Annotated in this window: 20 protein-coding genes; 11 read left to right on the top strand and 9 right to left on the bottom strand. The window is 68.5% G+C overall.

Features of this window, described 5'->3' with window-relative positions; translation table 11 throughout:
* Nucleotides 1-86: 86 nt before the first annotated feature.
* A complete protein-coding gene (locus RU09_RS13465; RefSeq protein WP_042541354.1) occupies nucleotides 87-602 on the top strand; it encodes a glycine cleavage system protein R in 516 nt (171 codons plus the stop codon).
* 10 nt (nucleotides 603-612) lie between these two features.
* A complete protein-coding gene (locus RU09_RS13460) occupies nucleotides 613-1,056 on the top strand; it encodes a GNAT family N-acetyltransferase (RefSeq protein WP_042541351.1) in 444 nt (147 codons plus the stop codon).
* A gap of 30 nt (nucleotides 1,057-1,086) precedes the next feature.
* Here RU09_RS13460 and RU09_RS13455 read toward each other — a convergent pair whose 3' ends face one another.
* Nucleotides 1,087-1,800, bottom strand: coding sequence for a FadR/GntR family transcriptional regulator (locus RU09_RS13455; RefSeq protein WP_042541350.1), 714 nt, complete (start codon nucleotides 1,798-1,800; stop codon nucleotides 1,087-1,089).
* 164 nt (nucleotides 1,801-1,964) lie between these two features.
* On the opposite strand from RU09_RS13455, the gene RU09_RS13450 reads away from it, so the two are divergent.
* From RU09_RS13450 to RU09_RS13435, 4 genes are all read left to right on the top strand, one after another.
* Entirely contained in the window at nucleotides 1,965-3,200 is a 1,236-nt protein-coding gene (locus RU09_RS13450; protein WP_042541349.1) for an aminotransferase class V-fold PLP-dependent enzyme, read from the top strand.
* Between the two features lie 99 nt (nucleotides 3,201-3,299).
* A complete protein-coding gene (locus tag RU09_RS13445) occupies nucleotides 3,300-4,613 on the top strand; it encodes an ABC transporter substrate-binding protein (RefSeq protein ID WP_042541347.1) in 1,314 nt (437 codons plus the stop codon).
* A gap of 3 nt (nucleotides 4,614-4,616) precedes the next feature.
* Nucleotides 4,617-5,567, top strand: a complete 951-nt coding sequence (locus RU09_RS13440) for a carbohydrate ABC transporter permease (protein WP_042541346.1) — start codon at nucleotides 4,617-4,619, stop codon at nucleotides 5,565-5,567.
* Nucleotides 5,564-6,469 carry a carbohydrate ABC transporter permease gene (locus RU09_RS13435; protein ID WP_197066066.1) on the top strand — a complete coding sequence of 302 codons (906 nt, stop codon included), beginning with the start codon at nucleotides 5,564-5,566 and terminating at the stop codon, nucleotides 6,467-6,469. The genes RU09_RS13440 and RU09_RS13435 overlap by 4 nt, the downstream gene beginning before the upstream one ends.
* A 62-nt stretch (nucleotides 6,470-6,531) precedes the next feature.
* Here RU09_RS13435 and RU09_RS13430 read toward each other — a convergent pair whose 3' ends face one another.
* Nucleotides 6,532-7,545, bottom strand: coding sequence for an aldo/keto reductase family protein (locus RU09_RS13430; RefSeq protein WP_042541345.1), 1,014 nt, complete (start codon nucleotides 7,543-7,545; stop codon nucleotides 6,532-6,534).
* Between the two features lie 69 nt (nucleotides 7,546-7,614).
* Nucleotides 7,615-9,120, bottom strand: coding sequence for an aminotransferase-like domain-containing protein (gene yczR / locus RU09_RS13425; protein WP_052492982.1), 1,506 nt, complete (start codon nucleotides 9,118-9,120; stop codon nucleotides 7,615-7,617).
* A gap of 19 nt (nucleotides 9,121-9,139) precedes the next feature.
* On the opposite strand from yczR, the gene RU09_RS13420 reads away from it, so the two are divergent.
* Nucleotides 9,140-9,475, top strand: a complete 336-nt coding sequence (locus tag RU09_RS13420) for a hypothetical protein (protein ID WP_042541343.1) — start codon at nucleotides 9,140-9,142, stop codon at nucleotides 9,473-9,475.
* An 87-nt stretch (nucleotides 9,476-9,562) separates the two neighbouring features.
* On the opposite strand, the gene RU09_RS13415 is transcribed toward RU09_RS13420, so the two are convergent.
* Nucleotides 9,563-11,188 carry a DUF4407 domain-containing protein gene (locus RU09_RS13415; protein WP_042541342.1) on the bottom strand — a complete coding sequence of 542 codons (1,626 nt, stop codon included), beginning with the start codon at nucleotides 11,186-11,188 and terminating at the stop codon, nucleotides 9,563-9,565.
* Between the two features lie 77 nt (nucleotides 11,189-11,265).
* A complete protein-coding gene (locus RU09_RS13410) occupies nucleotides 11,266-11,835 on the bottom strand; it encodes a TetR/AcrR family transcriptional regulator (protein WP_052492981.1) in 570 nt (189 codons plus the stop codon).
* A 65-nt stretch (nucleotides 11,836-11,900) separates the two neighbouring features.
* Between RU09_RS13410 and RU09_RS13405 the strand changes: the two genes are divergently transcribed.
* Nucleotides 11,901-12,560: an NAD(P)H-dependent oxidoreductase gene (locus RU09_RS13405; RefSeq protein ID WP_042541340.1), complete on the top strand. Its 660-nt coding sequence runs from the start codon at nucleotides 11,901-11,903 to the stop codon at nucleotides 12,558-12,560.
* On the opposite strand, the gene rlmN is transcribed toward RU09_RS13405, so the two are convergent.
* Nucleotides 12,509-13,798, bottom strand: coding sequence for a 23S rRNA (adenine(2503)-C(2))-methyltransferase RlmN (gene rlmN, locus RU09_RS13400; RefSeq protein WP_194285969.1), 1,290 nt, complete (start codon nucleotides 13,796-13,798; stop codon nucleotides 12,509-12,511). The genes RU09_RS13405 and rlmN overlap by 52 nt on opposite strands.
* A gap of 70 nt (nucleotides 13,799-13,868) precedes the next feature.
* Here rlmN and RU09_RS18770 point away from each other — a divergent pair, with 70 nt between their 5' ends.
* The 3 genes from RU09_RS18770 to RU09_RS13385 are packed head-to-tail and all read left to right on the top strand — an operon-like array spanning nucleotide 13,869 to nucleotide 15,866.
* The gene (locus RU09_RS18770; protein WP_052492980.1) at nucleotides 13,869-14,423 is read left to right on the top strand and encodes a ribosomal protein L7/L12; all 555 of its coding nucleotides are present in this window, start codon (nucleotides 13,869-13,871) and stop codon (nucleotides 14,421-14,423) included.
* A gap of 53 nt (nucleotides 14,424-14,476) precedes the next feature.
* Nucleotides 14,477-15,115: a bifunctional 4-hydroxy-2-oxoglutarate aldolase/2-dehydro-3-deoxy-phosphogluconate aldolase gene (locus RU09_RS13390; RefSeq protein WP_042541338.1), complete on the top strand. Its 639-nt coding sequence runs from the start codon at nucleotides 14,477-14,479 to the stop codon at nucleotides 15,113-15,115.
* Nucleotide 15,116: 1 nt separating this feature from the next.
* The gene (locus RU09_RS13385; RefSeq protein ID WP_042541336.1) at nucleotides 15,117-15,866 is read left to right on the top strand and encodes a sulfite exporter TauE/SafE family protein; all 750 of its coding nucleotides are present in this window, start codon (nucleotides 15,117-15,119) and stop codon (nucleotides 15,864-15,866) included.
* Between the two features lie 24 nt (nucleotides 15,867-15,890).
* On the opposite strand, the gene RU09_RS13380 is transcribed toward RU09_RS13385, so the two are convergent.
* The 3 genes from RU09_RS13380 to RU09_RS18965 form a co-directional block, all read right to left on the bottom strand.
* On the bottom strand, nucleotides 15,891-16,724 hold the full coding sequence (locus tag RU09_RS13380; RefSeq protein ID WP_042541335.1) for an SDR family oxidoreductase: 834 nt from the start codon (nucleotides 16,722-16,724) through the stop codon (nucleotides 15,891-15,893).
* 86 nt (nucleotides 16,725-16,810) lie between these two features.
* The gene (locus tag RU09_RS13375) at nucleotides 16,811-17,572 is read right to left on the bottom strand and encodes an SDR family NAD(P)-dependent oxidoreductase (RefSeq protein WP_042541334.1); all 762 of its coding nucleotides are present in this window, start codon (nucleotides 17,570-17,572) and stop codon (nucleotides 16,811-16,813) included.
* A 171-nt stretch (nucleotides 17,573-17,743) separates the two neighbouring features.
* Complete coding sequence (locus RU09_RS18965; RefSeq protein WP_231567590.1) at nucleotides 17,744-18,388, bottom strand: hypothetical protein; 645 nt, start codon at nucleotides 18,386-18,388, stop codon at nucleotides 17,744-17,746.
* Nucleotides 18,389-18,535: the final 147 nt, after the last annotated feature.

Below are 18,535 nucleotides of genomic sequence, written 5' to 3'. Positions count from 1 at the left end.
CGGACACGCCGGATCGGCCACCTGGCCACGGTCTTCAGGTGCTTTCCGAGCGATGATGCTGAATTGCGAACGGCTACGCTGGCCGCATGACTACTCTCATCCTCACTGTCGCGGGTGCTGATCGCCCAGGACTCGTCGCTGCCGTCGCCGATGTCGTCGAGGCCCACGGCGGCAACTGGGAGAACAGCTCGCTGGCCGAGCTCGCCGGAACGTTCGCCGGCGTGATCGAGGTATCGGTCGCAACGGAGCGCACGGACGAACTGCAGGATGCCCTGCGCGGCCTGCAGGGCCAGGGGCTCCTGACCCTCGCGGTTCTCACCGGCTCCCCGGCAGACACGGACGCCGAGGACCAGATGCTCGAGATCCGGGTGCTCGGCAACGACCGGTCCGGCATCGTCCGCGAGGTGTCGAACGTGCTGAGCGCGCACGACCTGAGCATCGAAGAGCTGGCGACCGAGACCCGGGATGCCGCGATGGCCGGCGGCCGCCTGTTCGAGGCGTCCGTGATCGCGCGAGTACCCGCGTCGGTCGACCTCGACGCCCTGCGCCGTGACCTCGAACGCATCGCCACCGAGATCCAGGTCGACATCACCCTCGCCTGACACGTCACCCATGGCCGACGGAATCAGCATCTCGATCGCGGACCGCCTCACAGCGGATGACCTTCGCCGGATCGAGGCGCTTCTCCCTCAGCTCTCGACGACCGCTCGATTCGACTCGGAACGGGTGCTCTCGTTGCTCCAGGCGCAGAACACCGACCTGTTCGTCGCGCGCGAGTCAGGCCGCATCGTGGGAATGGCCACCCTCGTGACGGCCCCGCTCATCACCGGATGGCACGGAAGCATCGAAGACGTCGTGGTCGATCAGAGCACCCGTGGACGAGGCATCGCACGCCTGCTGCTCGAAGCGATCATCGACGAGTCGCAACAGCGGGGGCTGCCGACACTCGACCTGACGTCCCGACCGTCTCGCGAATCGGCGTTGCGCCTCTACGAGTCCGTCGGCTTCGTCCGTCGCAACACGAATGTGCTGCGCTTCGCACCGCAGGGAGACTGAATCGAGGCGAGCATCGCGACCCCGCCGAACTCAGTCCGGCTCGACGGCCGACCCCTCGGCGACGATGTCGGTCTCGGTGTACCGCCGCACCCAGTACTCGGTCTGCGCGACGTGTGCGGATGCCGCAGCCGAGGCCGCGACGGGATCCGCCGCCGCGAGCCCGCGGAGTATCGCGCGGTGCCCGGCGTCCGAGTGCAGCTTCAGCTCGGCCGCGTCACCGGCATCCGGAATCCGATATGCCCGCGATCGTGAGCGCAGCACGTCGATGAGACTCGTGAGGGCGTCATTGCCGGCGACCTCGGAGATCGTCATGTGGAAGGCGTGGTCGAGGCGCGAGTGGTCCTCGAAATCGTCGCTGGCCTCGATCTCATCGAGCACGCCGCTGAGCTCCTCGAGGGTTGCGGCATCGATGCGGGCCGCGGCGAGCGCGGCGGCATGCGGTTCGAGCACGCGACGCAGCTCGGTCAGCTCGAGCACTCCGGCCATGGGCAGCAACCCGACCGTGAGGGACAGACTGCCGATCAGGTCGGCGGCGCGCAGTTCGCTGACGTAGCTGCCGGAGCCGTGGCGGGTCTCGAGCACTCCGAGTGCGGCCAGCATGCGGATGGCTTCGCGCAGGGATCCTCGCGAGACACCGAGCGTCTCGCACAGTTCGCCCTCGCTCGGCAGACGGTCGCCGGGGCGCAGGGCCCCGTCGGCGATCAGCGCACGCAGCCCGTGCAGAGCCGTATCCAAAGCGCTCATCGTGATCCTCTCTGACACCGGCCACTCCCCTGCGAGTCTGTCGGACGCGCGCTCTTCATCAAATTCGTATGACAACTATGTTTCATCTTCACCTTTCCATAGCCATATCGGAACCTCTGTGGCAAAGTTGTGCAACAACTCCCCCACTGCACCGACGAGGACCGATGCCTGCACCACTCTTCCCCGCACCGCTCACGCTGAACTCCGGCATCCGAGCCCGTGATGCGTGGCCGCTCGATCCCGACGTGATCCATCTGAACCACGGCTCTTTCGGCGCAGTCCCCACCGCCGTCGTCGAACAGCAGGATGCGCTGCGCCGCCGCGCCGACCTGAGCCCGGTCGAGTGGTTCCCCCGCATCGCCGAGCGCGTGCAGCAGGCCCGCGAGCGCACCGCACCGTTCGTGGGCGCCTACGCCGAAGACAGCGTCTTCGTCCCCAACGCCTCGGCCGCGGCCACCGTCGTCTACAACGCCCTGCACCTCGAGCGCGGCGACGAGATCCTCGTGACCGACCAGGGCTACGGCGCGATCACGATGGGGGCGCAGCGTCTGGCCCGTCGCTTCGGAGCATCCGTCCGCGCCGTCGAGCTGCCGCTGCTCGCCTCCGACGACGAGGTCGTGCAGCGCTTCGCCGACGCGCTCACCCCGAGCACTCGCCTGATCGTGGTCGACCAGATCACCTCCCCCACGGCCCGGATGCTGCCGACGCGCCGCATCGCCGAGCTCGCCGCCGACCGCGGCATCCGCACGCTCGTCGACGGCGCCCACGCCCCCGGTCTCGTCGCGGATGCCGCGGCTGTCGCCGGCGGCGACTGGTGGTTCGGCAACCTGCACAAGTGGCCCTGCGCCCCGCGTGGTTCGGCGCTGCTCGTCACGACCGCACCCGACCGAGACGACCTCTGGCCGCTCATCGACTCGTGGGCCGCGAACGAGCCCTACCCCGAGCGCTTCGACACCCAGGGCACGATCGACGCGACGACCTACCTGGCCACCCCCGCGTCGATCGAGTTCATCGAGCGCGAGTTCGGCTGGCACAACGCCCGCCAGGCGATGGTGCAGATGGCGGATGCCGGTGCCGAGATCATCGCCGAAGGCCTGCGCCCCTACGGCGACGAAGACCCCCTCACCCCGCTGCCCTCGCCCGTGCCGTCGATGCGGCTCGTGCGTCTGCCGCTCGGACTCGGATCCACACGGGAAGAGGCCGACGCCCTGCGCATGGATCTGCTCGACGAGACCGGCGTCGAGACCGCGTTCACCAGCTTCCGCGGCGTCGGCTACTTCCGCCTGTCGGCGCACCTCTACACCGAGGCGTCGGACTTCGAGGCCTTCGTCGAGCGCTGCATCCCGCAGATCCTCCGCCGAGCCGGCATCCGCACCCCCGACTCGATCATCGTCTCCTGACCCGACCACCCGATCCGCACCCACCAGCTCCACCCACCACCCGATCCACACCCACCCGCCCCACCCGACCCACCACCATCACCAACTGAGAGGCACCTCGTGAAGAAGAACAGAATCTTGACGACCGCCGCGGGAATCGGCACCGTCGCCGCGCTCGCGCTCACCGGCTGTTCCGCAAGCGGCGGCGAATCCGCCGACGGCACCGTCACCCTGCAGATGGTCGAGAGCCTGACCAACCCTGCACGCACCGACCTGCTCCGCGGGCTCCTCGACGATTTCGAGAAGGCGAACCCCGACATCAAGGTCAAGCTCGTCTCGCCGCCCACCGAGCAGGCGGATGCGAAGATCCAGCAGATGCTGCAGTCTGGAAAGGGCGTCGACGTCCTCGAGGTCCGCGACATCACGGTCGGCCCGTTCGCCAACAACGGCTGGCTGCACGACATCTCGGGCGACCTCGAGAAGTGGGACGGCTGGGACGCCCTGACCGACAACGCGCAGGCTGCGTCGGTGGCCACCGACGGCAAGAGCTACTTCGTGCCCTACGGCTTCTACGGCCTGTCGCTCTTCTACCGCACCGACCTGGTCGAGGAGGCCGGCTTCGACGGTCCTCCGCACAGCTGGAAGGACCTGCTCGAGCAGGCCAGCGCCATCCAGGACCCGTCGAACAACATCTACGGCTACGCGTTCCGCGGGGGTGCGAACGCGAACAGCAACGTGGTCGCGGCGATCGAGGCCTACACGATCGACGGCCTCGACGTCGATGACGCGTTCCTCATGGAGGACGGATCGACGATCTTCGCCGCCCCCGAGGCGCAGGAGGCCGTCGATGACTACTTCGACCTGTTCAAGGAGGCCTCCCCGCCCTCGGCCGTCTCGTGGGGCTACCCCGAGATGGTCGCAGGCTTCACCAACGGCACCACGGCGTTCCTGCTGCAGGACCCCGAGGTCATCGCCACGGTGCAGGACTCGTCGCTGACCGAAGACCAGTGGGACACCGCTCCGCTGCTCGTCGGCCCGTCGGGCAAGGCCGCGCAGCCGCTGGCCGTCGCCGGCTGGGGCGTCGCCGAGAACAGCGAGCACCAGGATGCCGCAGTCAAGCTCGTCGAGTTCCTCTCGTCGGCCGAGCCCGCGACCGAGTTCGCCCAGGCCAACAGCCTCGTGCCGATCATCTCGGATGCCGCGGACGACGAGTTCTACTCGACCGGCCCGTGGACCAGCTACGTCACCATGACGGAGGATCCCGAGACGTACGTGAACGTGCGTCAGCCGCGTGGCGTCAGCTGGTGGACCGAGTGGATCCAGAAGTCCGACCAGGATGTGCAGAACGTGCTGCTCGGCAACATGTCGACCAGCGAGCTGCTCGAGTCGTGGGATGCCTTCTGGACCGAGAAGTACGCAGCGGAAAAGGGCTGATCCGTGACCCGGACCGCTCTCGAAGGGGGCTCCGTCGGCACCGCCGGCGGGGCCTCCCCGGCATCCCGCCGGCGCCGCCCGTTCCGTGGCCGCCACGCGCTGACGCTGCTGGCCTTCATGGCCCCGGCGATCGTGTTCGTGTGCTGGTTCACCTACTGGCCCATGCTGCAGGGCGCACGCATGGCCTTCCACGACTGGAACCTGTGGGATCTCACGTCTACCCCCTGGGTGGGCTTCGACAACTTCGTCACCGTCTTCCAGGACCCGGCGTTCCCCGTCGTCGCGTGGAACTCGGTGCTCTGGGTGGTCGGCTCGCTCGTGCCGCAGCTCGTGATCGGGTTCCTGATCGCGCTCGCGCTGCGCAAGCGGTTCCGCTTCCGCGGGCTCTACCAGGCCCTCGTGTTCTTCCCGTGGGCGGTGTCGGGATTCCTGATCGGGATGCTCTTCCGCTGGATGTTCAACGCGGAGTTCGGCGTCGTGAACGACCTGCTCATGAAGGTCGGCCTGATCGACGCCCCGCTCCCCTGGCTGGCCGATCCGAAGCTCGCGATGTTCGCGGTCATCGTGGCCAACATCTGGTACGGCGTGACCTTCTTCGCGATCATGATCCTCGCCGCGCTCCAGTCGGTGCCTGACGAGATGCTCGAGGCCGCGAGCCTCGACGGCGCCGGCAAGGTCCGGCAGCTGTTCTCGATCATCATCCCGTACATCTCGATGACGCTGTTGCTCACGATCCTGCTGCGCATCATCTGGATCTTCAACTTCCCCGACATCATCTACGCGATGACGAACGGCGGGCCGGCGAACCAGACGCACATCGTCACGACGTGGATGATCAACTACACCCAGCAGGGCAACTACGGCATCGCGAGTGCGATCGGACTCATCGTGGTCGCGTTCCTGTTCGTGTTCTGCGCGTTCTACCTGATGGCGATGCGGAAGGTGCAGCGATGACCATCACCGGCACAACAGTCACCGAGACTCGTCGTCTCACCGTTCCCGACATCGCGAAGGCACCGCGACCTGCGCGCAAGGTGTCGGTCGGCGGCGTCGTGCGTGTGGTCGGGCTTCTGCTCTGGCTCGTCATCACGCTGTTCCCGCTGTACTGGATCGCGCTGACGTCGTTCAAGTCGCCGGGCACGATCAACTCGTTCCCGATCGAGTACTGGCCGTCAGAGCCCTCGTTCGACAACTACGTCAGTCTGTTCCAGCAGAGCTCGTTCGGGGTGTTCCTCGCCAACTCCGCGATCGTGGCGACGATCGCGGGCGCGGTGGCGACGCTGATCGCGCTGCTGAGCGCCTACGTGATCGCCCGCTTCGAGTTCCGCGGCAAGGGCACGGTGCTGGTCGCGTTCCTGCTGACGCAGATGATCCCGGCGTTCATCGCGCTCGGCCCGCTGTACTCGATGATGACCGACCTCGGCCTGGTCGACACCAAGCCCGGTCTGATCCTCGTGTACATCGCGGTCTGCATCCCGTTCTCCACCGTGATGCTGCGCGGGTTCTTCGAGAACGTCCCCGACGCCCTCGAAGAGGCGGCGATGATCGACGGATGCTCGCGCTTCGGCGCTCTGTTCCGGGTGCTCGTGCCGGTGATGACCCCCGGCATCATCGCCGCGTTCATCTTCAACTTCGTCAACTGCTGGAACGAGCTGTTCCTGTCGGTCGTGCTCATGAACACCGATGAGAACCGCACGGTGCCGTCGGCGCTGAACGGCTTCATCTCGACGTTCAACATCGACTGGGGTTCGATGTCGGCGGCCGCCGTGCTGACGATTCTGCCGACGATGGTGATGTTCGCTCTCGCGAGTCGCTGGATCGTGCAGGGACTGACAGCCGGAGCCGTCAAGGAGTAATCGCTCCCGCGCATGACGAAGGCCGCCGTTCATTTCGAACGGCGGCCTTCGTCATGCGGTCATCAGACCAGGCGCGCCTTCGGCGACACCGAGTAGGTGGCCTCGGCGTCGCGGTTGACCGTGTCGCCCAGTGCGGCGTCGATGGCCGCGAGGGTGTCGGCGTCGAGCGTGACACCCGAGGCCTTGACCGTCTCGGCGAGCTGCTCGGGGCGCGAGGCTCCGACGAGAGCGGCGGCGACGTTCGGGTTCTGCAGCACCCACGCGATCGCGAGCTGCGGCATCGACAGGCCCGCCTCTTCGGCGATCGGCTTGAGCTTCTGCACCGCGGTGAGGATGTCATCCTGCAGGAAGCTCTTGATGAACTCCGAGCCGCTGTGCGGGTCGGTCGCGCGCGAGCCCTCGGGCACCGGCTGGCCCGGAAGGTACTTGCCCGACAGCACGCCCTGCGCCATCGGCGACCAGACGATCTGCGAGATGCCGAGCTCTTCGGAGGCCGGCACGACCTTGCCCTCGATCACGCGGTGCAGCATCGAGTACTGCGGCTGGTTCGAGATCAGCTGCACGCCGAGCTGCTTCGCGAGCGCGTGGCCCTCCTGCAGCTGCTCCGCCGTCCACTCCGAGACGCCGATGTAGAGCGCCTTGCCCTGACGGACGACGTCGGCGAACGCCTGGAACGTCTCCTCCAACGGGGTCTCGTAGTCGAAGCGGTGCGCCTGGTAGAGGTCGACGTAGTCGGTGCCGAGGCGCGTCAGCGAGCCGTTGATCGACTCGAGGATGTGCTTGCGGCTCAGTCCGGTGTCGTTCGGGCCCTTGGGACCTGTGGGGAAGTAGACCTTCGTGAAGATCTCGAGTCCTTCGCGGCGCTGCCCTTCGAGCGCCTTGCCGAGCACGACCTCCGCCGCCGTGTTGGCATACGTGTCTGCCGTGTCGAACGTGGTGATGCCGGCGTCGAGCGCCGCGTGCACCGTCTTGACGGCGGCGTCGTCTTCGACCTGAGAAGCGTGCGTGACCCAGTTGCCATAGGTGATCTCAGAGACCTTGAGACCGCTGTTGCCGAGATAGCGATAGTTGACCATGCAACAACGCTACCGGCCCCCGCAGACACCGGGCCCGGATCTCCGTGACCGGTCTCGGAAAAGCAGGTGTCAGGCCGACGGTGCTGCTATGAGAGCATCCCGATACTCCCGCCACGCCACGCCCAGTCGGCGCACCCCCTCGGTGAGCACGTCGTCGGGCGCAGTGAACGGGATGCGGATGTGATCGTCAGGCAGAACGGATGCCGCGAACGCCGCGCTTCCGGCGATCGACACCCCGTGCACGGCCGCGATCCGGGAGAAGGCGCCGGCCGACCCCACCGGCAGGGCGGCCCAGAGGGAGAGCCCACCGCGAGGCTCGATCCAGCGCCAGTCGGGCAGGTGCTCGGCCAGCAGCGACCGCACGAGCGTCAGACGCTCACCGTGGATGCGGCTGGTCGCGGTCCGCAGGTCGACAGCCTTCCCGAGCAGGTCGAGTGCGAGGAGCTGACCGGGCACACTCGTCGACTGGTCGGCGAGCTGGCGCGCCGCGCGCAGCCTGCGCACCAGAACGGGGTCGGCCCGCAGCCAGCCGATCCTCAGTCCCGCCCACGCCCACTTCGACACCGACTCGACGACGATGATCGGCGCATCGGCGCGCTCCGCCGCCAGCGTCGGCGGCACGACGCCGTCGAACGAGATGCCCGCGACGACCCTGTCTTCGATGACGGGAACTCCGTACTGCGCGGCCAGTTCGGCGACGCGATGTCTCGCGGCCGCAGGGAGTCTGGTGCCCGTGGGGTTCTGGTGGTGGGGGTTGAGGGCGATCGCGACAGGGCGCAATCGGGCGATCGCGACCTCGAGCGCATCGACGTCGAGCCCGTCATGCCCCATCGGGATGCCGTGCACCACGCCTCCGCGAAGGCCGACCGAGTCGGTGACCCCGGGCCAGGTCACCTCCTCGGCGAGCACAACGTCGCCGGGGCTGACCAGCGCGTTGATCACGAGACTGATCGCCTGCTGCGCGCCGTGGGTGACCAGGATCTGCTCGCGCGTCGTCGGCGTCCCCTCCGCGCAGTACATCTCGGCGATCAGCTCGCGCAGCGCAGGCAGCCCGGCGGGGTCGGTCTCGGGGAGCAGGGCGAGTTCGAGCCGCGGTCGGTGCTCGCGGATCAGCTGGACGGCGAGATCGGAGAGCTGCGGGACGGTGCGCAGCAGATCGATCGCGTTCGGCGACGCCGAGAAGAGCGCCTCTCCGCGCCCTGGCCGCTGCGCGGATGCAATCGCCGGTGTCGCGACTCCGGCGACCCTCGTGCCGCTGCCCTGACGCCGGTCGACGAGCCCGCGTTCGGCGAGGTCCGCGTAGGCCGCGACGACCGTGCCCCGAGAGACCGCGCTCGCTGCGGCGAACCCGCGCTCGGCCGGAAGCCGGTCGCCCGCCCGCAGCTCGCCGCCCGAGATGAGGGCGGCCACGCCGTCGGACAGCCGCGCCGCCAGAGTGCCCTCGCCCTGTGTCCAGCGACCGAGTCGAGCAGCCAGGACCTCCGCCGACACCTCGCCCGATCGCACGAGCGGCGCGACTCCACCGGCCGATCGCTGGGCCACTGGCCGGTCATTGGCTCTGTCGATGATGCTCATGGCATCCGATTCTGGACCAATGACCACACCGATCACCATGGAACCTCAGGATCTTGAGCCAATATCCCCCGAATGGACCATTCGCGAGCTCGTCGAATGGCTCTCAGAGGATTCTCGCCAGCATGACCCGGCGCTCCGCCGGCCGCTGATGCTCATCGAGACGGCGCTGACCGGTGCCGCCTGGAAGGGAGAGCCGTCGACGGTCGCGCTGATCCGCTCGCTCGCCGCGGCTGTGCACACGCAGGGCGCTCTCCGGGTCCGAGACGTCATCTCGACTCCGGCGATGGCCGCACGCCCTGCCGAACAGGTCCGGCTCCGCGAACTCGCCACCCGGCTGCGTGTGCACGCGGCCTGAACCGGCCGGCCGCCGCTGTCGCACTCGTGCCGGTCGAGCGCGTGCGGAACCGGCACGAACCGCGACCGGAAGGCACGTCACACGAACTCAGGCGCGCGACTCGACCAGCTGCTCCTGCTCCTCGAGCGTCTGGGCCTGCGCACGCTTCTCCGCGAGCTCGCGCTCCTCGGCCTGCGCCCGCTCCTGCTCCGCCTGCTCGGCTTCCTTGCGCTCGGCCCGCGTCTGCGGCTCGGCGGGCGACGCATCCGCCTGGATCCCCTGCGACTGCACGGTCACGATCGCCGCCCTGTCGCGGAATCCCTCGGCCGTCACCTTGTCGAGTGCGACCTGCCTGCGGATCGCGGCGGCCTTCTCGTAGAGCGACGGGTCGCCGTACGACGTGAGCACCTTCACGAGCACCGGCAGCAGCTCGATCATGAAGAACAGCGCGGCGATCAGGATGTGCGCCCACAGGATCGTCGGCTCCTTCTCGCTCAGGCGGTTGAGGCCGCTGATCTGGCTCAGCAGACCGATCGCTCCCGCATTGCCGGATGCGACGGATTCGGCCCGCGCGTTGTATGCATCGAGCGCGGCGTCGTAGGTGTCGCGCGCGGCGGGCAGCTGCGACTGCGCCTCTTCGCGGTTCTGCGTCTCCGACGTGCTGGTGTTCTCCTTGGCGGCGGTGCCGGCGGCGGCGAGTTCCTCGTTGGCGGTGCGCAGCTGCGCGGCGAGCGCGTCGTAGGTCTGCTGCGCCTCGGCCAGCTGGGCCTCGGCGGCATCCGAGCTCGCGCCCTCGCCGTTCACACCGGTGCAGCCGGGAACCGTGCCCGCGCCCTCACCCGTGAGCTCGCACTGGTACAGGATGCGGGCCTGATCGATCACGGCCTGCTGGGCGGTCATCTTGGCGGTGAGGTCTTCGACCGTCGCCTGAGCGGCGGATTCCGTCGCAGACGACGAGTCGGTGCCGGCGACGATGCCGGTGGCGGCCTGGTTCTCGAGCTCGGCGACGCGGTCGGATGCCGCATCCAGCGCCTTCTTCTCGGGGCCCGTCTCCAGTGCCTCCTGATCGGACTGCGCCTGCGTGATGTTCGTGGCTGCGACCTCGCGGGCGATGTCGTTGTGGAAGATCTGCAGCACGAGCGGCTCGGCGACGACGAAGCCGATGATCGCGGCCATGATCACTCGCGGGATCGCGAGTCCGATGAGCTTCCAGACGTTGCGCGTCGACGTCATGGTCGACGTCAGGAACCGGTCGAGGTTGAAGATGATGAGCGCCCAGACGACCGCCAGCGGCACGGCCAGCCAGATCGCGGCCTGCACTCCCGTGGTCAGCGCGAACAGCATCGAGATCGCCGAGACCAGCGCGGTGCCGGCGAGCACGAAGAACATCTGCACGAAACGAGGGGTCTCGCCCGGAACGCGGTCGAGGATCTCGCCTTCGGCCCCGCCGAGGATCGCGAGCTTCCGCAGCCGCGAACCCGGCACGCGCGGTGTGCGCTCACGGGGCTGACGGCGGGGCTTCGGCTCGCGCGCAGGCTCTGTGGATGCTGCGGCATCCCGCTCGCCCTCTGTCGCCGGCGCAGAGTCGACCGTGTCCGGCGCCTGCAGATCGGCGCCGGTGGGCTCGTACTCGCGAAGGAAGTCGAGGTCGTCCGTGTCAGCGTTCGGGTCGCTGTCGAGGATGATCCGGCCCTGCGAATCGAACCGTCCGGGGCGGTGAGCAGAATATTGCATCCGGACAATCTACGAAACATCGCCTGTGGATAACGTGCACGAACCCTGTGCTTCCGCCGCTCCGCCCGCAGAACCGGTCAGTTCCGCAGCATGCGGGCGAGCGAATCCGCACTCGCGGCGAGCGCGTCGTCGAGCAAGAAGTGCCCTGCGGCGCACAGGGTTCCGAGACCGTGCACGAGCCCCCAGACGCCGGTGACGCCGCTCTTGCTGTCGAGCCCCGCGGCGACGGATGCGGTCGACAGCAGCTCTTCGAGCTCGGCGATCAGCGGGGCCATCGTCTCGCTCGGCTCGCCAGGGATGCACACGGTCGGGTCGTAGATCACGTCGAAGCCGTGCGGATGCTCGACGGCGAAGCGGATGTACGCAGCACCGCCGTCGATCGCGGCGGATGCCGGGTCGGATGCCGCCTCGATCGCCACCCGCACCGCGGCGACGAGGTCGGCCATGCTCCGCTCGGCGAGCACCTTGAGCAGCCCCCGCCGGTCGGAGAAGTGGTGGTACGGGGCGTTGTGGCTCACATCGGCGGCGCGGGCGACCTCGCGCAGGCTGATCTCCCCCGCCGGCTTCTCGGCGAGCAACTGCATCGCCGCCGCCTCGAGGGCGTGGGCGAGGTCGCCGTGGTGGTACCCCGATCGAGAACTTGACACAAGCAACATTGTTGCCTATCTTGACAGTGTCCACCAAGCTTGACACTGTCAACATAGGAGTCCGCATGCCTTCCGCCCTGATCATCGACGGCCACCCCGATGCCCTCTCGCTCACCGCCGAGCTCGCCCGGCGTTACGCCGCAGCGCACGGAGATGCGCGCATCCTCGCGCTGCGCGATCTCGAGTTCGATCCGTCGCTGCGCTTCGGCTACCGCCAGCGTATGGAGCTCGAGCCCGATCTCATCGACGCCAAGCGCGCCCTCGCCGAGGCCGCGACGGTCGTCGTGTTCACGCCGCTCTGGTGGGGGTCGGTGCCGGCCCTGCTCAAGGGCTTCTTCGATCGGGCACTGCTCCCTCAGCAGGAGTACCGCTACTCGAAGCTCGGCCTTCCCGAGGGGCTGTTGCCCGCACGCAACGGACGGCTGTTCCTGCTCGCCGACACTCCGTGGTTCCTCACACCCTTCACGGGTCTGCCCGCGCAGACGCACGTCGCCCGTGGCACGCTGCGGTTCTGCGGCGTGCGCTCGGTGCGCACGACCAGGATGCTGGGCGTCAAAGATGCGAGCCCCGAGCGCATCGCACCGTGGCTGACCCGGGCGGAGTCACTGGGCCGCCGTGACGGGATCCGTGACAGCTCGCGCACCCCGTCGGGGCCCGCAGAGCGTCAGGGCTCTCAGGCCATCGCGGCGGAAGCCGCTTCGTCCTCGGTCGTCGCGACGAGCTGACCGCAGGCACCGTCGATCTCCTTGCCGCGGGTGTCGCGGAGGGTCGTCGGGATGCCGGCGTCGTTGAGCCTGCGCACGAACTCGTTCTGGGCCTCACGGGTCGACGAGGTCCAGATCGACCCGGGAGTCGGGTTCAGCGGGATCGGGTTGACGTGCACCCATCCGCGGCCGCGCTCGTTGAGCTTGTCGGCGAGCAGGTCGGCGCGCCAGGCGTGGTCGTTCATGTCCTTGATCAGCGCGTACTCGATCGAGACGCGACGGCCGGTCTTCTCGTAGTAGTACCGAGCGGCATCGAGCGCTTCGTCGACCTTCCAGCGCGAGTTCACGGGGATCAGCTCGTCGCGCAGGTGATCGTCCGGCGCATGCAGCGACAGCGCGAAGGTCACCGGTATGCCCTCGTCAGCGAGCTTCTTGATCGCCGGCACGAGTCCGACCGTCGACACGGTGATGCCACGAGCGCTCATGCCGAGGCCGTCGGGCTGCGGGGCGACCATCGAGCGCACCGCATCCATCACGCGCTTGTAGTTGGCGAGCGGCTCGCCCATGCCCATGAAGACGATGTTCGAGACGCGCTCCATCGAGTGGTCGTCGGACTTCTTGCCACCGAGGCCGCCCTCGGCGATCAGACGGTTGGCGCGGACGATCTGCTCGATGATCTCGGCCGTCGACATGTTGCGCGTGAGGCCGGCCTGGCCGGTGGCGCAGAACGGGCAGTTCATGCCGCATCCGGCCTGCGACGAGACGCAGAGCGTGATGCGACCGGGGTAGCGCATCAGCACCGACTCGACCAGGGCGCCGTCGTGCAGACGCCACAGGAACTTGATCGTGTCTCCGCGGTCGGTCTCGAGGCGACGCACCTCGGTGAGCAGTGGCGGCAGCATGCCGGTGACGAGCTGTTCACGGGTGTCGGCGGGGAGGTCGGTCATCTCCGCGGCATCCGACGTGTAGTGGCGGAAGTAGTGGGTCGAGAGCTGCTTCGCGCGGAAGCCGGGGAGGCCGAGCTCCTTGACCTTCTCGATGCGCTCAGCCGGCGTGAGGTCGGCGAGGTGCACCGGCGGCTTGCCGCGCTTGGGGCTCGCGAACTGCAGCAGCGGGCGCCCCTCGGCATCCTTCTGCTGGGTCCATCCCTCGGTCGCCGGACGCACCTGGGCGACGCCGGTGGAACGGACGGCCCCCGAACGGGACGACGCGGGTGCCGTGGCGGGGCGCGTCTCGCGCGTGCGGGGAGTCTCGGTCATACCTCCAGGGTACGCGGTGCCGGGTGGGAAGGCCCTGGGGCCGGCGCGCACGCTTCCCTAGACTGAGCGAATGGACATCATCATCGCTGTCGGCGCGGTCATCGCAGCTGTGGTCGTCGGCGTGGTGATCATCGGCGCAGCGCTGCGGTCGATGCGCCCCCAGGCGCCCGAGCCCCACGTCTTCACCCCTTCGCCCACGATGGCCCGCTCGGTGGCCTCCACGTCGACGTCGACCGCCTCGGCGTCGCAGCTGACTCCCGCGGCGATCGCCGAGATCGACCGGCTCGTCGCGGCGGGGCACAAGATCAACGCCATCAAGCTCTACCGGCAGCACACGGGCGTGCGCCTGCAGGAGGCGAAGGATCGCATCGACCACTGGTCGGTCAGCACGACGGCCCCGCATCTCGCGGCCGTGTCGAACGCCTCGGCCGTGCACTCGTCGATCACGGCGACGCCGTCGTCGGTGCGCGGGGCGCTGCCCGCATCCGTCTCATCGGAGGTCGACCGGCTCGTGTCCGCCGACCAGAAGATCCAGGCGATCAAGCTCGTGAGGGAGCACACGGGCCTGGGACTCAAGGAGTCGAAGGACGTCGTCGAGGCCTGGCCACGACCGCGTCAGTTGTAATTACAGGTTGCGGTCGGGGAGAATGGATGCGATCCCCCACTGAAGGAGCACCGATGTCCGACCGTCTCTCCCGCGCCCGCGCCACCGGCGTCCTCGCCGTGCTCCGCGCGTCCTCCCCCGAGCTCGCGCTCGAGGCGTCCGAGGCGATCATCCGCGGCGGCGTGACCGGCATCGAGGTGACCTTCTCGACACCCGACGCCCCCGCCGTGATCCGCGAGCTGATCGCTCGCCACGGTGATGCCGCATACATCGGCGCCGGCACCGTCACCACCGCCGCGCAAGCCGCACTCGCCGCCGGCGCCGGTGCGGAGTTCCTCGTGAGTCCCGGCACCCTCCCCTCGCTGACGCGCGCGATGCTCGACACCGGCCGCGTCGTGATGACCGGCGCGATGACTCCGACCGAGGTCATGGGCGCGCTCGAGCTCGGCGTGGATGTCGTCAAGATCTTCCCCGCCTCGCTCGGCGGCCCCTCGTACCTCGGCGCATTGCGCGGGCCCTTCCCCGACGCCCCGCTGATGCCGACCGGCGGCGTCAGCCCCGACAACCTCGCCGAGTGGTTCCGCGTCGGTGCCGTCGCCGTCGGCGCGGGTGGCGACCTGGCGAACGGCGCCTCGCTCGCCGCCTCCGACTGGGCCGACATCGAGCAGCGCTCGGCTCGATTCGCTGCAGCGCTCGCCGCCGCTCGACGCTGATGTGATCGAACTCGCACCCCTGGCGTGGGCCGCGCTCGGCCTCGCCGCGGTCACGATCGGCATCTCGAAGACCGCGCTGCCCGGTGGCAGCATCCTGGCGATCGCCCTGTTCGCGACCGTGCTGCCCGCGCGCACGTCGACCGCCGCGATGCTCCTGCTGCTCATCGTCGGCGACGTGTTCGCCCTGATCACCTACCGCCGCCATGCGCACTGGCCGACTCTGCTGCGCCTGGCGCCGGCCGTGCTCGCGGGGCTGCTGGCGGGTTTCGCGTTCCTCGCGATCGCGGGCGACGGGATCGTCCGACGAGCGATCGGGGTGATCCTGCTCGCGATGATCGCCGTCACCCTGTGGCGCCGCTGGCGACAGAATCGGGCGGATGCCGTGGCGCCCGCGCCCGGCGGCATCGTGCTCTCGGGCGTCTACGGAACGCTCGGCGGGTTCACCACGATGGTCGCGAACGCCGGCGGCCCGGTCATGTCGATGTACTTCCTCGCGACCCGCACTCCGGTGCAGGTGTTCCTCGGCACCTCAGCCTGGTTCTTCGCGATCATCAACCTCGTCAAGATCCCGTTCCTCGCGGGAGTCGGCCTGTTCGAGGGGCACGTGCTGCTGATGGATGCCGTGCTCGCGCCGCTCGTCGTGCTCGGCGCACTGGCCGGCGTCCGGCTGGCGAAGCGCATGAACCAGGTGCTGTTCGACCGCATCGTGATCGTCCTGACGATCGCCGGCGCCGTCTACCTGCTGTTCTGAGCCGCCCGCCGGAGCGAGAGCGCCTCAGTCGAGGAAGATGTCGGGGAACAGCCGGTCGTCGGGGGTTCCCGGCACGGCGGCGTACTGCGAGAAGTCGGTGACGCCGTCGGCTTCGAGCACGTCCTCGACGATCAGCGTCTGGCCGGTGTACTCGGCCGCGGGCTTGAGCAGCACGGCGTAGGCGGCATCCGCATAGATGTCGGGCGTGCGGCTCGCGGCCATGACCTTGTCGCCGCCGAGCAGGTTCTGCACTGCGGCGGTGGCGATCGTGGTGCGCGGCCACAGGGTGTTCGCGGCGATGCCGTCACGGGCGAACTCCGACGCGAGGCCGAGCGTCACCATGGTCATGCCGAACTTGGCGAGCGTGTACCCGGTGTGCGCGCCGAGCCACTTCGGCGTGGGGTTCAGCGGCGGCGACAGCGACAGGATGTGGGGGTTCTCCGCGTCCTTGAGGATCGGGATCGCCGCGCGGGACAGCATGAAGGTTCCCCGCACGTTCACGTCCTGCATGAGGTCGTACTTCTTCGCGCCGAGGTCGAGCGAGCGCGAGAGGTCGATGACGCTCGCGTTGTTGATGACGATGTCGATGCCGCCGAACTCGCCCTGCGTCTTCATCACGGCCTCGGTGATGTCGTCGTCGTCACGCACATCGCCGACGATCGGCAGCGCCTGGCCGCCGGCTGCCCTGATCTGCTCGGCCGCCGAGTGCACTGTGCCCTCGAGCTTGGGGTGCGGGGTGTCGGTCTTCGCGAGCATCGCGATGTTCGCGCCGTCGGCCGCGGCACGCAGCGCGATCGCGAGGCCGATGCCGCGGCTCCCGCCGGACATGAGGATGGTCTTGCCTGCCAGTGTGCTCATCGGCCGCCTTCTCGTTTCGAATCGCGTGAATTGCTGTATCCGGTGCTCGAATCGGGTGAGTTGCCCGATTCGAACGCCGCAGGGGTCTACCTCGGTGCCATGCGGATCGCGCCGTCGAGGCGGATCGTCTCTCCGTTGAGATAGCCGTTCTCGACGATCTGCTGCACGAGGGCGGCGTATTCGTCGGGGCGTCCGAGGCGCGAGGGGAACGGCACCTGCTGGCCGAGCGAGTCCTGCGCGGCCTGCGGGAGGCCCATCAGCATGGGCGTCTCCATGATGCCGGGGGCGATGGTGCAGACGCGGATGCCGTAGCGGGCGAGCTCGCGAGCGACCGGAAGGGTCATCGCGTGCACGCCGCCCTTGGATGCCGAGTACGCGGGCTGACCGATCTGACCGTCGAAGGCCGCCACGCTCGCGGTGTTCACGATCACGCCGCGGTCACCCTCATCTGTCGGCTCGTTCTTCGCGATCACGGCGGATGCCTGCGAGAGGACGTTGAAGGTGCCGACGAGGTTGATGCGCACGATGCGCTCGAAGTCGGCGAGCACCGCGGGGTTGCCGTCGCGGTCGAGCACCTTGGCCGGCGGGGCGATGCCGGCGCAGTTGACCACGATGCGCAGCGGCGCTGCCGCCTGAGCTGCGGCGACGGCCGCGGCGGCGTCATCGGCGCTCGTCACGTCGCCGCCCGCGAAGACTCCGCCGAGCTCGTCGGCGATCTCGGCTCCGGCCGAGGACGGCAGGTCGAGGATCGTGACGACGGCGCCCGCGGCGGCGAGGGTTCGTGCGGTGGCGAGGCCCAGACCGGACGCACCGCCGGTGATGAGAGCACTCGAGCCCTGGATCTGCATGCGGTTCTCCTTCGAAACGTGTGCGACTCAGTGTCAGTTTAGCTGATTCCGAGTTTCAGGCGACACGTCAGGAGTGTGGCATCCATCGACAGTGTCGATCCCGAGCCTACGCCGCGCACGCCGAAGGGGCGGAGCCGTCATGGCCCCGCCCCTTCCAGGCGACTCGCGAGATCAGACCTCGATCTGCGCGGCGATGCCCTTCAGCTTGTGACGTGCGAGCGCGAGGTTCGCCGACGCGCTGTTGAGCACCAGGTAGATGAAGAGACCGCTTGCGCCGGTGGCGTTGAGCACGTTGATCAGGTGGTACTGCGAGCTCAGGGTGATGAGGATGTCGTCGATCTCGTCGGTGACCCCGAGGTCTCTCATGGTCGCGAGCTTGGCGCGCACGACGTTCGAGTTGCCGGCCGCGGCGATCCCCAGATCGAACGAGGGGTTGCCGCCCTGGGCGAGGGCCATTCCGCTGCCGTAGTCGACGATCGCGGCGCCCGTGGCGCCCTCGATGGCCAGCAGCTGCTGCAGGGCGTCGTCAAGTGAACTCATGTTGTACTGCTCCTCTATGGTGATGCGTGCGCCGGTGTCGTCGGGCGCGGATGCGGATGCCGGCACCGATGACTCGGCGTCCTCACTCCAGATCCACTGCACGAACTGGTCGAGATCCCGTTCACCGGACTCCTGCGACGAGATCGCCGGAGCCTTCGGCAGTCCGAACGCGGTAGCCTGAGCGGCGCCCGGACCGGGGCCCTCGGATGCGGACGAGGCGGCGTCGGCATCGCTGCCGTGCCGCCGCCACCACTGCGACCGAGACGAAACGCGCACGAAGACCTCTGGGTGTCGAGTGGGATGGATGATGCGGCCGCCGACGGCGACCGGGACTGACACTAACCGCGCATGGCCTCCGAGAACCGGGAAAATACGTGCATTCCGATATACGTTCAGACACGAGGTGAGCGACCCATGAGCATC

Source organism: Microbacterium sp. MEJ108Y (genome assembly GCF_000834175.1).
Lineage (GTDB): Bacteria > Actinomycetota > Actinomycetes > Actinomycetales > Microbacteriaceae > Microbacterium > Microbacterium forte.
This window is presented reverse-complemented; position numbering and strand designations above follow the sequence as displayed.